At 70.3% G+C, this 14,020-nt stretch carries 13 protein-coding genes; 4 read left to right on the top strand and 9 right to left on the bottom strand.

Translation table 11 applies throughout. The features are described 5' to 3' along the window. The first annotated feature begins 92 nt into the window (after positions 1–92). Complete coding sequence (locus tag ACIRD7_RS09040) at positions 93–1,826, top strand: pentapeptide repeat-containing protein (protein ID WP_403451463.1); 1,734 nt, start codon at positions 93–95, stop codon at positions 1,824–1,826. A gap of 17 nt (positions 1,827–1,843) precedes the next feature. Here ACIRD7_RS09040 and ACIRD7_RS09035 read toward each other — a convergent pair whose 3' ends face one another. Then, positions 1,844–3,940 carry an NACHT domain-containing protein gene (locus ACIRD7_RS09035; RefSeq protein WP_403451461.1) on the bottom strand — a complete coding sequence of 699 codons (2,097 nt, stop codon included), beginning with the start codon at positions 3,938–3,940 and terminating at the stop codon, positions 1,844–1,846. Positions 3,941–4,179: 239 nt separating this feature from the next. On the opposite strand from ACIRD7_RS09035, the gene ACIRD7_RS09030 reads away from it, so the two are divergent. Together ACIRD7_RS09030 and ACIRD7_RS09025 are read left to right on the top strand one after the other, a co-directional pair. Then, a complete protein-coding gene (locus ACIRD7_RS09030) occupies positions 4,180–5,496 on the top strand; it encodes a ThuA domain-containing protein (RefSeq protein WP_403451460.1) in 1,317 nt (438 codons plus the stop codon). A gap of 214 nt (positions 5,497–5,710) precedes the next feature. Continuing rightward, positions 5,711–6,262, top strand: coding sequence for a hypothetical protein (locus ACIRD7_RS09025; protein ID WP_403451459.1), 552 nt, complete (start codon positions 5,711–5,713; stop codon positions 6,260–6,262). Between the two features lie 83 nt (positions 6,263–6,345). Here ACIRD7_RS09025 and ACIRD7_RS09020 read toward each other — a convergent pair whose 3' ends face one another. The 4 genes from ACIRD7_RS09020 to ACIRD7_RS09005 all read right to left on the bottom strand — a co-directional run bounded on the left by ACIRD7_RS09020 (position 6,346) and on the right by ACIRD7_RS09005 (position 10,965). Continuing rightward, positions 6,346–7,551 carry a glycoside hydrolase family 64 protein gene (locus ACIRD7_RS09020; protein ID WP_403451458.1) on the bottom strand — a complete coding sequence of 402 codons (1,206 nt, stop codon included), beginning with the start codon at positions 7,549–7,551 and terminating at the stop codon, positions 6,346–6,348. A gap of 158 nt (positions 7,552–7,709) precedes the next feature. Further along, positions 7,710–9,410: a SpoIIE family protein phosphatase gene (locus ACIRD7_RS09015; protein ID WP_403451745.1), complete on the bottom strand. Its 1,701-nt coding sequence runs from the start codon at positions 9,408–9,410 to the stop codon at positions 7,710–7,712. A 139-nt stretch (positions 9,411–9,549) separates the two neighbouring features. Next, positions 9,550–10,407: an oxygenase MpaB family protein gene (locus ACIRD7_RS09010; protein ID WP_403451457.1), complete on the bottom strand. Its 858-nt coding sequence runs from the start codon at positions 10,405–10,407 to the stop codon at positions 9,550–9,552. 69 nt (positions 10,408–10,476) lie between these two features. Further along, positions 10,477–10,965, bottom strand: a complete 489-nt coding sequence (locus ACIRD7_RS09005; RefSeq protein WP_403451455.1) for an MSMEG_6728 family protein — start codon at positions 10,963–10,965, stop codon at positions 10,477–10,479. Between the two features lie 360 nt (positions 10,966–11,325). Here ACIRD7_RS09005 and ACIRD7_RS09000 point away from each other — a divergent pair, with 360 nt between their 5' ends. Further along, positions 11,326–12,342 (top strand): hypothetical protein, encoded by a 1,017-nt coding sequence (locus ACIRD7_RS09000; RefSeq protein ID WP_403451453.1) that lies wholly within the window; start codon positions 11,326–11,328, stop codon positions 12,340–12,342. A gap of 51 nt (positions 12,343–12,393) precedes the next feature. Here the strand turns inward: ACIRD7_RS09000 and ACIRD7_RS08995 are convergent, their stop codons facing one another. The 4 genes from ACIRD7_RS08995 to rpmG form a co-directional block, all read right to left on the bottom strand. Continuing rightward, entirely contained in the window at positions 12,394–13,125 is a 732-nt protein-coding gene (locus ACIRD7_RS08995) for a flavodoxin family protein (RefSeq protein WP_403451451.1), read from the bottom strand. A gap of 210 nt (positions 13,126–13,335) precedes the next feature. Next, positions 13,336–13,458, bottom strand: a complete 123-nt coding sequence (gene ykgO / locus ACIRD7_RS08990; protein WP_055619862.1) for a type B 50S ribosomal protein L36 — start codon at positions 13,456–13,458, stop codon at positions 13,336–13,338. Positions 13,459–13,493: 35 nt separating this feature from the next. Further along, positions 13,494–13,754 (bottom strand): type B 50S ribosomal protein L31, encoded by a 261-nt coding sequence (locus ACIRD7_RS08985; protein WP_403451449.1) that lies wholly within the window; start codon positions 13,752–13,754, stop codon positions 13,494–13,496. Positions 13,755–13,802: 48 nt separating this feature from the next. Next, positions 13,803–13,967 carry a 50S ribosomal protein L33 gene (gene rpmG / locus ACIRD7_RS08980; RefSeq protein ID WP_403451447.1) on the bottom strand — a complete coding sequence of 55 codons (165 nt, stop codon included), beginning with the start codon at positions 13,965–13,967 and terminating at the stop codon, positions 13,803–13,805. Positions 13,968–14,020: the final 53 nt, after the last annotated feature.

Below are 14,020 nucleotides of genomic sequence, written 5' to 3'. Positions count from 1 at the left end.
CCCGGACACCGCGGTCACCATCTGCGCTCCCAGCCGCTACCGGGAGCGCAGAGCGCCGTGCAGGCTTGCCGCCGCGGAGGAAAACTCCTCACATGTTCACCCTGTCTGAGCCGACCTGGCCACGCTGCGGACGCGCCGATCTCGTCACCGGCCTCGGCGACTGCGGCGGCATCCACGTTCCCGGTCACACTGCCTGCCTGGCCCACCTCAGCACTACCGAACGCAGCGCATACCTTGCCGCATTGAACCCGGGTGACAACGTCGACCACCGAGGCACCCCGTTCACCGAAGCCCTGATCTCGCTCCTGCTCAATGCGCTCCGCGACCCGGACACCGAAGAACCCCATTTCGGCACCGCCAACTTCAGCCGGGCCCGATTCGCCGACGAGGCCGACTTCGGCGAAGCGCGGTTCGCGGGAGCGGCCTGGTTCGTCGGAGCGCAGTTCTCCGACGAGGCGAATTTCGGCGCGGCTCGCTTCTCCAGGGAAGCCATGTTCGGCAACGCCGAGTTCTCCCAAGGTGGGTGGTTCCACTTTGCCGAGTTCTCCGACGAGGCAAACTTCCACGGGGCTCGATTCTCCGACCACGCCTCGTTCCACAGGGCGCAGTTCGCCGACCGTGCCGAGTTCGCTACCGCCGTGTTCTTGGACGAGGCCGACTTCGGCGAAGCACGGTTCACCGCGGCGCCCGAGCTAGGGCCACTCGTATGCGCGGACGCAGTTGATCTCTCCGGGGCGCTGTTCGAGACGCCCGTGAGCATTCAGATAGCGGCACCCTCGCTGGTCTGCGAGAGAACGAGGTGGGAAGCCACCGCGACCCTGCGCCTGCGGTATTCGGTCGTGGATCTCAGTCACGCGGTGCTGTCCACCCCGATGGCGATCACTGCTCATCCGACCCCGTTCACGTACGGAAGAACCTCGCTGGCTGAGGAACCGCTGGCCGGCCAGTGGAGCGGGGTGGTCATGCACTCCGTGCAGGGCGTGGACGCCGCGCACCTGGTCCTGACGGACACCGACCTCAGCTTCTGCCTGTTCTCCGGCGCCTTCCACCTGGATCAGCTCCGCCTGGAAGGCCGCTGCGCCTTCGCGGCCACGCCCACCGGCCTCCATCTCCGCCACGGCGTGTGGCCCTACCGCTGGACCCGCAGACGCGCCCTGGCCGAAGAACACCACTGGCGTGCCCAGACAGCCGGCCAGCCCGCCCCGCCGCCGGGTCACAGCTCCCGCCGTCTCTGGCACACGGGACGCCACCACCCCACCGTCGAACTCACCCCTGACCCAGAAGACGTAGCCGTGATCTACCGGCAGCTGCGCAAGGCATTCGAGGACGGCAAGAACGAGCCCGGCGCGGCGGACTTCTACTACGGCGAGATGGAGATGCGGCGTCACGACCGCAGCAGTACCCCGCCCGGCGAACGCGGGCTGTTGTGGTGCTACTGGCTGCTCTCCGGCTACGGCTTGCGCGCCTCCCGCGCCGTGGCCTGGTTGCTGGCTGCCATGGCGGCGACCGTCCTGCTCGTCATGGGGCTCGGCCTGCCGGACTCAGCACCCCGGCAAACCGCCACCGGCGCCGTCCCTGCCGGAGGCGGGCGCGTAACGCTGACCTTGGACAAGCCGGACCCTCGACTGACCCTGCCCGTCGGGGAGCGTTTCACAACGGAACGCTTCGACAAGGCTTTTCAGGTGGTCCTGAACTCGGTCGTGTTTCGCTCGAGCGGCCAGGACCTCACCACCTGGGGCACCTACACGGAAATGATCTGCCGTTTCACCGAGCCGGCCCTCCTCGCACTGGCCGTCCTCGCCATGCGCAACCGCATCAAACGGTGAGGCAGGCCTTCTGCTCTTCACCGGCTGTCCGCGGGAACGGGGTGCTCAGCTACCCAGTGTTGAAGCTCGCGGTGGCGGAATTGATAGGCCGGGCCGGACTTTCGCAGTATTCCGGCCCTGGTGGCCCAGTCCAGGAATGTGCGCAAGCGCAGAGGTGTCTTGGCGCGGAGGCGAGAGCAGATCACAAATGCCAGATAACGCTGTCCCGGCCGGGCTCCGCTCATCGACAGGCCCACAGTTCCCCATACGGCGATGACCAGGGCGGCCACCGTTCCCGCGGCGGGGCCGTCGGTCAGCCCGAAGGCGGTGCCGGAGGCGGCGCCCAAAAGCAGGGCGAAGGCCAGGGACCACAGGAAGTCGTCACGGAGCACCTCCCCGGGCCGCGCTGCGGGCGACGGTGGTCCGTCGACGGTCGCGTACAGCCCCATCGCGAGGCCGCCGAAGACGCCGTAGCCCAGGGTGGGGGCTATCTGTCCGCCGAGCCCGCCGACCGTCCCGCCCAGGGCTCCGCCCGCGAAGCCACCCAGGTACGTTCCGATGAGAGCGTTGATCGCGGTGACGACACCGCTCAGGACCATCCCGAGGCCGAGGAACTGGACGATGCGCCGGCCCCTGAGCTGTTGCCAGTTGGGCCGCCGAGGTGGCCGCACGTCGGATGATGCCGCGCCGAGTGCCACTTCCAGGGCCGCTGCCACGACAAGGCCGATCAGCGAGGCGGGAACACGGAGCATCATCGCCGGCCCGGCACAGGCCACGAGAAAGAGGCCGGTGGTGAGGACGGTGTGCAGGGTGCGGACCTGTCGCGCGCCCGCGAGGGGCCAGAGGCGGTGAAGGATCAGGTCGGTTCCGGGCCCGCCGCTCGTTCCTGTCGCGCCGTTGTCCGGCGTCGGATCCGCGCCCTGTGCCGCTAGGTGGGTGGCGAGGTGGTGCAGCCAGCCGTGGACCTCTTCGGGAGCGTAACCCGGGGAGGGACAGCGTTTCGTGGCGGCAGCGATGTAGCGAGCGAGGAGGTGCTGGTCGAGGCTGTCCGGGGAGGGGTGGGCGAGGAGGTCGGCCGGATCGCCCTCCTCGGCGTAGACGGTCGCGGCGAGGCAGAGTCTCCAGGGAGTGCTGAGCGACCGGCTGAGGACACCGTGCGGGTGGTTGCTGAGGGTGTCGAGGAGGGGTTGCCACCGGGTGGGGTCGGCGGTGCGGGCGGCGAGGTAGCTCTGGGCATCGGCGGCTTCGACGGGTTCGATGGCGATGTGGGCGGCCTTGACCAGGTGTGTGGCGTGGCCGAGGGCGTCGTAGTGACCGGTTCGGCACGTGAGGACGAGCGGTGCGGCATCGCGGCCGTCCTGGTAGCGGTTGAGGGCTTGGAGTGCGGCCCGCGCGCGGACGGCCTCGGGGTCGGGGCTGCCATTGGGAAGCGTGGGGTCCATCTCGTCCAGGCCGTCGAGGACCGGCAACACCAGGCGCTGCCCCACCAGTTGGGCCGCCATGCCTCTGGACCACTGGTAGGCACGGACCAGATACGCGGTGAGGTGGTCCTCCAAGGAGACGGCGGTGTCCCATTCGCCGACAGACAGGCGCACAGGTACGGGGTCGTCGAGCTCGCGCTCCTCGATCAGCGCCAGCATCAACTCCATGGCCAGCGTGGTCTTTCCGGCGCCTGCCTCGCCGGTGACCACGAGTCTGCGAGGTCTGGTGCTGCGGTAGTACGTGGCTATGTCCAGCATCGACGCGCCGTCGTCGTCACCGTTGAGCAGGTGGCCACCGCCGGCCGGTGTCCGTGCCGGGCGCGGGCCGCCGACCAGGGTGTACCGGAGATTGATGCGCTCGGTGTCGTCGCCCAACAGCAGACGCAGTTGGGGCCCTTCCGCCGCCAGAATCTGGGCCGCCAGTGTCGTGGCCGCCGCCCTGGCCTGGTCGGCCAGGTCGTCAACAGGCGGCCTCCGCAAGCCCAGCACCACAGCGAGAACGCCCAGCGGAACACCGATCACGGCCGCCACGTCCGCGGGCCCCAACGCACCGCGGGCAAGGTGGAATCCGCTCCACAGCAAGCTCGCCACCACGGCCACGACACCTGCCGCCACCATCGCGCGCCGTCGGCCACGCCCCCCGAAACCGGCCATTTCCCCAGTGTGACGGGCACGCCGTCGCGACATAAGTACTCGGACGGGAGCATCGGGATTGGCCTATACCAAAGGCTTGACAGGAGTTTTCCAGCACCCCTTAACTCATGAAGTGAAATAACCCTTGCTCGTCACGCGCCTCGCTCGCCGCAGACCTTATTGTCATGCCCACACCCACAGTGCACACCCACCCTGCTTCGCTCCCCCACACATGCCGCATCACCGGCGCAGGAGTACACATGCTTCGAACCACACCGGCCGGGTCACCCGCGAGACGGCTGCTGGCGCGGCTGCTGACCGGGCTGGCGCTCCTCCTGGGACTGACGGCCGCCCCGGCCCCCCTCACCCACGACGCGTCCGCCGCGGCGCAGGCCGCCGCCTTCAAGGTCATCGCCTTCTACAGCGGCACCTGGGACGCCGCGCACATCGACTTCGTCAAGGAAGCCAACGAGTGGTTTCCGCGCACCGCCGCCCAGAACAACTTCACCTACACCTCGACGACCAACTGGGATCTGCTCGCGAACGGCGGTGTGAACGACTACCAGGTCGTCCTCTTCCTCGACGACGCACCGCACACCGCCGCCCAGCGGGCCGGTTTCGAGCGGTACATGCGGGCCGGGGGCGGCTGGATGGGCTTCCACGTCTCGGCGTTCACCACCGATGCCGCCTCCTGGCCCTGGTACTACAACACGCTCCTCGGCAGCGGCAACTTCCGCTCCAACACATGGGGACCGACGACCGCCGTGCTGCGCACCGAGGACCGGACCCACCCGTCCACCACCAGCCTGCCCCAGACGTTCACCTCGGCGGTCAGCGAGTGGTACAGCTGGTCCAACGACCTGCGCACGAACCCGAACATCAAGATCCTGGCCTCGGTCGACCCGTCGAGCTTCCCCCTGGGCACCGACCCGAACCAGTCCTGGTACAGCGGCTACTACCCGATCCTGTGGACCAACACCCAGTACCGGATGCTGTACGCGAACTTCGGCCACAACGCCATGGACTACGCCTCCAACACACGGCTGTCGTCCACCTTCGCCAGCCCGACCCAGAACCGCTTCCTGATCGACGGGCTCAAGTGGCTCGCCGGCGCGGGCGACACCCCCGCACCCACCGACCCGATCTCCGAGACGGCCTGGTACTCACTGGCCAGCGCCGCGAACGGCACCTGCGTCGACGCCAGGGCGGCGGCCACCGCCAACGGCACCGCGATCCAGCAGTACACCTGCAACCAGACCACGGCGCAGCAGTTCCAGTTCCGCGCCACCGACAGCGGCTACACACGCATCGCGATCCGGGGCAATCCGCAGCAGGTCGTCGATGTCACCGGCGTCTCGACCGCCGACGGCGCGCCCTTGCAGCTGTGGTCCTACGGGGGTGGCGGCAACCAGCAGTGGCTCCCCGTCCGCGAGGCGTCCGGCGCCTACCACTTCGTCGCACGGCACAGCGGCAAGTGCCTGAGCGGTACGGGCAGTTCAGCGGACAGCGTGCAACTGGTGCAGCGTCCCTGCGACAACTCGGCCGCACAGACGTTCCGCCTGTCCGAACAGCCCTGACATGCGGTCCTCCGGAAGATCAGCACCGGCTCGCTCACCGTCGCACCACGGCCGCTGAAGCCGTACGGCGACCGATCGGGGCCGGTGCGGGCAGGGCACGCGAGTACCGGGGCGGGCCCGCCCCCCAGGTCTCGGAATCACGCATATGCGGCATGACAATGGAAACCCGGAGCTTTACCCCTTTGGCCCTTTGAACCCGCGGAGGGAGATCGATATGAGCCAGGTCAGGAGTAGTCAGCCAGATCTTCCTCAGCCCTTGCGGGCCGTCGGCTCCACGCTGCGCCGCCTGCCCGGCGCCGAGCAGGTGGGCAAGGTCGCCGACAGTGCGCTGGACTGGATCGGCGCGGTTTCGCCGCGCGGACGTCGGATCGCTGTGTACACCGGCGCGGGTGTGCTCGGCGTGGCCGGGGTGGTGGAGTGGCCCGTGGCGATCACCGGCGCTGCCATCGCTTGGCTGACTCAGCCGCATTCCCGGAAGGACATCCAGGAGGAGGCGGCGACGGACGACGGCGCCCGAGATCGTGAGCCCGGTACCGCGCGGAAAGGCGGGCAGTCGGCCGCCGACGCCCCGTCGGAGGCCCCCGGCCCCGGTGCCCGGCTGGAGCCCTCCCACTTCCGCCGTGACCACGAACATGATCGTGACCGTCCCGCGCACATGGCGCACGAGCAGCCGGCCAAGGTCGGCGACCGCGCCACGACCTCGGCGCTCAAGCAGGTCGCGGAAGCCTCCGCACACCACCACGAGTCTGCCTCAGGTGCGCGGTAGACGCGCTAGCTACCTGGCAAGGCCACCGGCGCCCCGGTCGATTCACGGCGCCGATGGCCTGGCCGGAGCACGCCGCGCACCGGTCAGTTGAAGGCATCGAGGGTGAGGTACGCCTGACGCGGGTTGCCGTCGTGGACCAGCGACTCGTGATGGCCCACGTCGTCGAAGGCGAAGGCGTAGGCCTTGCCGTCGGCCATCTGCGCGTGGATGGTGCGGGCGTAGTGATTGGTGACGCTGTCCTTGTAGAAGGCGTCGGCCGTGGGGTCGGGCTGGTTGGGGTTGGCCAGCAGCGTGGAGCGGTTGAAGCCGGCGCACAGCGTGCGTGAGATGGGGCCGCGCACCAGGTCGTTCGGGGCGTCGAGCCTGCGGTGGCAGCCGAAGACGGATGAGGCGTCGGGTTTCTGGAAGCTCGTGACGACGGCTCCGGCGCTGTTGGTGAAGTTCATGACGCCGCCGGAGACACGGCCGAAGTACTTGGTGCTGGGCTGGTCGGCGAAGGGCGTGACCGTCAGCGTCGAGGACGTGTACTTCTGCCAGACGCGGTTGATGTAGTCGTCCATGACCGTGGCGGGCAGCGCCCCGGTCTCCAGGCCGTACAGCGGCGACAGCGCCCGCAGGACGGTGCCGTCGGGCCGGGTCTGGATCAGGTTGGCCCAGCCTCCCGGTTGTTGCCTGAGGGCGCTGAAGACGCCGTTGTAGCCGCCGGGCTTCAGCCTGCCCGTGCTCGCGGTGCTGCCGTCGGCTCGCTGGACGCCCACCGCGTAGGGCGCGGAGAACATGTCGACCTGCGTGCTGTTGATCCACAGGCCCGAGTCGTTCAGCGTGTACTCCGACCAGTTGAAGAGGATGTTCCGGTTCGGGTCGGTCGGGTTCTGCACGGCGGGCTGTACCAGGCCGCCGGTGGTGAGCTTGAACACAAGTTTCTGGCCGTAGGAGAAGTACACCCGGCCCGAGAACTTCGGCATGCGGATCGTCGCCGAGCGCCCTGCGGCGGGCCCTGTGATCGCGGCGTCCGGCGCGGGGGTCGGCGGGTTTCCGCCGGCCGGCCAGGGGTGGAACGTGCCGTTCGCGTCGGCCCAGCCTTGCCGTCCGGTCGAGAGCTCCGTACCGAGGTTGTAGATGTAGACCTGCTCGCCCCGGGCCGAGTTGTTGGTGATCGTCAGCGGGATGGTCGCCGGGACGGCCGCCTGGGCCGGAGCCTCCGCCGCGGTCGCGAGCAACGTGCCGGCGAGGACCGTCGCGAGGGCCAACGCCGGGGCGGTGGCCCGGCGTTTGAGTGTCCTTAACACGCTCTGTCTCCGTTCGTCTGTGGCCGAAGCGAGGGATTCTTGAGAGCGCTCTCAGCGTTGCGCGTTGGTCTGGACCTGTCAATCAGTGGGACGTGGGTTGTGCCGACATCGACCAAGGTCGCGGCGGCCAGAGGGCGGAGCTCGAGTCCCGGGCGGGCTCAGGCGGGAGCGCGCAGTGCCAGGAGGGCGACGTCGTCGTCGTTGGAGGCGGGACGGACGCGGCGCAGGAGCTGGTCGGCGAAGACGGTGAGGGGACGGTGGGCCAGGGCGGCGGCGTGCTTGCGCAACCGGTTCAGACCCACGTCGAGGATGTCGCCGGGTGCCTCGACGAGGCCGTCGGTGTACATCACCAGCGTGGACCCGGGCCGCAGCACCGTTTCGGCGTCGGGCCGCGAGGCGCGTATCCCCGTGCCCAGGGCGACGCCGTGGCCGGCGTCGAGGTATCCGGCCACGCCGTCCCGGCTGATCAGGAGCGGCGGCGGGTGGCCCGCGTTGGTCCAGGAGACCTGCCAGTGGCCGTCGCCCGTCACTTCGATCCGGGCGAAGATCATGGTCGCCATCGTGACGTCGGTGATGTGCTCCATCGCCTCGTCGAGCCGCTCCACGATCCGGCTCGGAGGCTCTCGGTGCGACCACGCGTAGGCGCGCAGCATGTTGCGCAGTTGAGCCATCCCGGCCGCCGCCTCGAGGTCGTGGCCGACCACGTCCCCGATGGCCAGGGCGGTGGCTCCGTCGGACAGCGGGAAGGCGTCGTACCAGTCGCCGCCGACCTGGGAGGCATCGGGGGCGGGCAGGTAGCGCGCTGTCAGCTCAAGGCCGGGGACGACCGGCATCTGCGGCAGCAGATGGTTCTGCATGGTCTCGGCGACCTTGCGCTGGCGCTGGTAGAGGCGGGCGTTGTCCATGGCCAGTCCGACCCGGCGCGCGATGTCCTCGACCAAGGGGAGGTCCTCGACGGTGAAGGCGACCGGATGCTCGGCACGGCCCAGGGTCAGGGCGCCCAGGACTTCGCGGGTGCCGCGGACGGGGGCGATGGCCGCGGAGTGCATCCCGGTCGTGTCGAACAGGCGGCGCTGCTCGACCGCGATGCCGGAATCCGGTGCCCGGTGGTACGTCTCGGGCCCGGTCACCGTGGAGGCGACGCCGCGCAGGGCTCTGGACAGCGGCATCGGGGACTCCTCCAGGACCGGCGGCATCGGCCCCTCCAGGTCCTCGTGGTGCGTGACCGTGTCACCGTCCGCGTGGACGACGACGGCGCGCCACACCTCGTCCCGCTCGGTGATCAGGTCGACCACGACCCAGTCCGCGAGCCTCGGCACCACCAGGGCGGTGAGCCGACGCAGCGCCTCGTCGACATCGAGGGTCGACGTCAGCTGCGTGGTGGCCTCGGCCAGCAGCGCGAGCCGCTCCAGCTCCGGCAGGACGGCGGACGGCGGCTCCGACGGCGGGGCCGTGTCCTGCGACTTCGCGCGACTGTGGAAGACCACGAGCGTGCAGGCGTGGTGGTCGCCGATGTCGTACGGCGTGATGAGCCAGGAGATGGGCTGCAGGGAACCGTCGGCACGGGCGAAGTAGTCCTCGTCGGCCTGCGCGGGGCGCCCCGCGTGGAACGCCTGCCGCATGGCGCACTGGCTTCTCGGCAGCGGCTGGCCGTGCGGTCCGCGATGCAGCAGGTCGTGCGCGTCATGTCCGACGAGCTCGTCGGCTGACCTGTCGAGCAGGCTCTCGGCGCGGGCGTTGACGGCGATGATGCAGCCCCCCTCGTCCACCACGTATGCGGCGGCGCCGATCGACTCCAGTGCACGGGTCAGCTCCGCGGGCGGTGCCGGAACAGGCTTTCTTCGCCCCCTCTGCTCGATCCCCGCGTCATGCGGCCCTTCCACGTCCGGCCTCCCGGCTGATCAGGCCGGTGCCCCATCGGCGGCCGGCACGCCCACTCCCCCTCACGTGTGCCCCGGGACGGGAAAAATGCACGAGGTCGCCGAGCGTCGTCCTCGGCTAGTGCGGAGGCGACTGGCGCAGCGGGTTCATGGCCCAGCGGATGGTGCGGGTGAGTGCCTGGCCGGTCGGGCGTACGGCGAGGTCCTCGACCACCGGGAGCCGCGGCAGCCACAGCATGCCGCGGGCCCAGGGCGGGAGCAGCGCGACGGCGCTCGCGGCAAGACCTCCGTAGAAGGGCCGTACCGCGAGGGGCACGGGTGGCTGGAACAGCAGGAAGCGGGCGGCGGCGCGGGCCTCGGGGGTGGCGCGCAGCTCACCCCGGTAGGCCGTCAGGCGCTCGGACAGCTCACGGCGGTCCCGGGGTGGGTCGGTCACGCCCAGTGCCTCGGCGACGAGGGCGGTGTCGGCGACGTAGGCGTCGTAGCCGGCGGCGTCCAGCGGCCGCGCGCCATAGCGTTCGTGGGCCCGCAGGAAGCTGTCCGTCTCCGCCGCGTGCACCCAGCCGAGCAGGTGCGGATCGGCCGCGTGGTACGGCTCGCCCGCGGCCGTCGTGCCGCGAATCCGCTCGTGGATGCCGCGGACGTGGTCCACCGCCCGCTGGGCGTCCGCGGCCGTGCCGTAGGTCGTCACGGCCAGGAAGGCGCTGGTTCTCTGGAGCCTGCCCCACGGGTCCCCGCGGTAGCCGGAGTGCCCCGCCACCGCGGCCATGGCGAGCGGATGCAGCGACTGCAGCAGCAGCGCGCTCAGTCCGCCGATGAACATCGAGGCGTCACCGTGGACCGTGCGGATGGGGCGGTCCGGGCCGAACCAGCGCGGGCCCGGGGTGTGGTGGATGCGGGCACGCGTCGCGGCCCCGTCGGGACCGGCGACCCGGCGGAAAAGTGCCTGGCCCAGCTGTTCACGGACGGTCGGCATCGTCGGCCTCCCCTCTTCTGCTGCCCAGTGTCCGCGATGTCCGCCCGCGTACGGCGGTGGAGGCGCGGCTCACCGGTCGGTGGGCGTCAGGTGCGGCTCACGATCCGAGCTCGGCCATACGTAGGGAAGGTCCGCGGGCACCCCGGGGAACCGGCCGGCGTACGCCTCCCGGTCCTTGCGGAGCAGCGCCGAGCGGTGGCTGTCATGGAAGGCCTCGTCGCCGAGCCAGGGCGGCAGCTCACCGGCGGCCGCCAGTTCCGGCTGCTCGCGTACCTCGGCGCCCGGCCGGTGCCCGGCCAGCCCGGCGACCAGGGACGCGGCGCAGGTGTCCTGGTGTCCCTGCTCCCGCCAGACCCGGCAGATCTCCAGGCCGTACCGTACGAGTGCCTCCTCGTACCCCGTCCACATCCGCACCGCCGGATGCCGCCGCCACCCATACCCGGGCACGGTCAGACCACGCAGGACCTGCAAGGCCTCGACCCGCTGTTTGCCCAGCCGCCGCCGGTCCAGGAGCAGGGCCGTGCGCCGGAAGTCGGGGTCGGGAAGGAACGTCTGCATCGGTCACCGGCTCACTTCTCGCCGTACGCGGACGGCAGGCGGACCGTCGGTCAGGCCCCGGGTGCCCCGCGCACCACCGGTCCAACCAGCACCGCTGTCGTCCACGGGCCGAACGGCCTGGTCGGGCCGGCGGCCGTTCGACACTGCGCGACCGCGCGCATTGTCACGTGCGTATCTAGTTCACGGAGGCTTGTTGCCTCAAGGTGGTCCCTCCCATCCGCCCGAGGTGTCTGGAGGGATCCGGCAGTGAGACGAAGGCGATTTGTGGCAGGGGCGATCGGCACGCTGTCGGGGTTCGCGCTCGCCCCGGGTCCGTCACGGGCCGATGCGCCGACGCCTCGTACCCAGGGGTGGCAGCCCGTGCCGGCCCCCGGGAGCACCCCCGCCGCGCAACTGCGCCGCGTCACCGCCGCGGGGCCCCAACTGGCTTGGGCCGTGGGCGAGGAGGGGCTCGCCGGCCCGTCCTCGGGGCGGGCTCTGGCCATGATGTGGAACGGCGGCGTGTGGACGAAGACAGACCTGTCGCACCTGACCCACACGCGGTTGAGCGATGTCGCCGGTGTCTGCGCCGACGCCGCGTGGAGCGTGGGCCGACAGACCGGCGCCGCGAGCCCGCTGTTGCGCTGGGACGGAACGACCTGGCGGGAAGCCCCGTTCCCGGGCTTCGGCGAGCCGGACGTCCGGCTGAACGCCGTGGCGGTCGGCCCCGACCGCCGGGTGTGGGTCTGCGGCAGCCGAGGCGGTGCCGCCGGGCTGCTGTGCGGGGAGGGGCGACGATGGCGCTGGCTGGATCCGCTGCCGGTCGAGAGCGCGAATCTCTACCGGATCGTGCCGGGCTCGTCGGCGGGTGAGGTGTGGCTGTGCGGGGACCGGTCGAACGGCGGAGGCTGGTCAGGCCTCGTGGCCCACTGGGACGGGGCATGGACCGTGCTGCCCCCGGTCGCGGGCCTGCGTCTGGGCCTCGCCGGTCTCCACTCGGCCGGCCCGGACGACGTCTGGGCGGTGGGCACGGAGGCCGGCATCGGCGGACCGCCGGGCCGCCCCGGCAACCCCGCTCTGAGTCACTGGGACGGCACGGCCTGGACCCGTGTCGAGGCGGGCTTCACCCTCGGGTCGTTGACCGGAATCGCGGGAGACGCGCACGGCCGGGCCGCATGGATCACGGGCTGGAACTACCAGGACCAGACCCGGAGTACGTACTTACGTCGCGACGGCGACGGCTGGACCGTGGTGCGGGGCCCGGCCGGCCCGGCTCCTGCGCCGTACCTCAACGACGTGACGTCCGTGCCCGGAACCCCGGACTTCTGGTCGGTGGGCATGACGAGCCCGACCCCGGCTCCACCGACCGAGGCCTACGCGGAACGCCTCCAGGCCTGACGGCCGGCCCGCCGCGGACGACGAGATCAGCTCGCGTCCGCCGGGGATCGGTCAGCGGTGCTCGGGGTTGTCCGCACCGGGACGGCATCCGGCGTCCCACTGCGAGCGCTGGTTGCCGTGGGCAGGGATGCCGCCGGTGCGCTTGAGCAGGGCGGCGACGTGCATCAGGTTCCACGTCATGAACGACGTGTTCCGGTTGGTGAAGTCGTTCTCCGGACCGCCCGAGCCCGGGTCGAGATACGACGGTCCGGGCCCGGCCGCGCCGATCCAGCCGGCGTCGGCCTGCGGCGGGATGGTGTAGCCGAGGTGCTGGAGGCTGTAGAGGAGATTCATGGCGCAGTGCTTCACGCCGTCCTCGTTGCCGGTGATCAGACAGCCGCCGACGCGGCCGTAGTAGGCGTACTGGCCCTGGGAGTTGAGCAGCGAGGAGCAGGCGTACAGCCGCTCGACGACCTGCTTGGTGACCGAGCCGTTGTCGCCCAGCCAGATCGGGCCGGCCAGGATCAGGATGTCCGCCGCCAGCACTTTCTCGTACAGCCGCGGCCAGGCGTCGGTGGCGAAGCCGTGCTCCGTCATGTCCGGGTACACGCCAGGGGCGATGTCGTGGTCCACGGCGCGGATGAGATCCGTGCGCACGCCGGCCCCGTCCATGATGGACCGGCTCTTGTCGATCAGCCCCTGAGTGTGGCTGCGCTGTGGGGAGGGCTTGAGGGTGCAGTTGATGTAGAGGGCGGTCAGGTCGTCGAAGCGGTAGGGGGTGTCGGTGGAGGGTGACGTCGCCATGGCGGCAGCATCTCGCGTGACCGCCCGATTGTCCTGGTACGACGCACTTGCGGAAGACGTCCCGAGTCATGACGCGCTGGCTCTCCCCCGACGCCGACGGCGTGGCATGGCATGGCATGGCATGGCATGGCATGTCGACTGTCCGTGCCTTCGGCCCGGCACCGGCTGTGACCGCGGGTACCGGGCGACGATGTGCGGAGCGGCGGTCCGTCAGCCCTGGCGGGCCTTGAAGCGCGGTTCCTTCTTGTTGATCACGAAGGTCACGCCCCGTCGGCGCACCACCTGGGCGCCGGGCCTGGCCTTGAGCGAGCGCAGTGACTTGCGCACCTTCATCGTGTTCTCCTCTCGGGCGACTGGCGCGTCGGCCGTCATCGACCGGCGGCGGCCTTACGGCCGTAGCGCCGCTCGAATCGCTCCACACGTCCCGCGGTGTCCACGACCCGTGAGGTGCCCGTGTAGAACGGGTGGCTCGCCGAGGAGATCTCGACGTCCACCACCGGATAGGTCTTGCCGTCCTCCCATTCGACCGTCCGCTGCGAGTCGAGGGTGGAGCGGGTCAGCATGGCGAATCCCGACATACGGTCGCGGAAAATGACCGGACGGGAGACGGGATGGATACCGGGCCTCATGAAATGTCCTTTCGTCACGGGATTTGCCGAGGAACAGCGGCGCAGGCGTCAGCGTTCCTCGCGGAACAGGACGTGTGCGCCGGCGACCGGGTCGTACTTGCGCAGGACCAGCCGGTCGGGGTCGTTCAGACGGTTCTTCCGGGTCACGTAGGTGACGCCGGTGCCGGCCGTCGATGTCAGCCTCACGACGGGTCGTGCATTACTGCGTGCCATGGGGGGAATTCCTTCCGTCACCATGCGAGCCGATTGACTCGAGCATGTCAGAC

This window comes from Streptomyces sp. NPDC093568 (genome assembly GCF_044764945.1).
Classification (GTDB): domain Bacteria; phylum Actinomycetota; class Actinomycetes; order Streptomycetales; family Streptomycetaceae; genus Streptomyces.
Note: the sequence above shows the minus strand (reverse complement) of the source record. Positions and strands in the feature narration are given on the sequence as shown.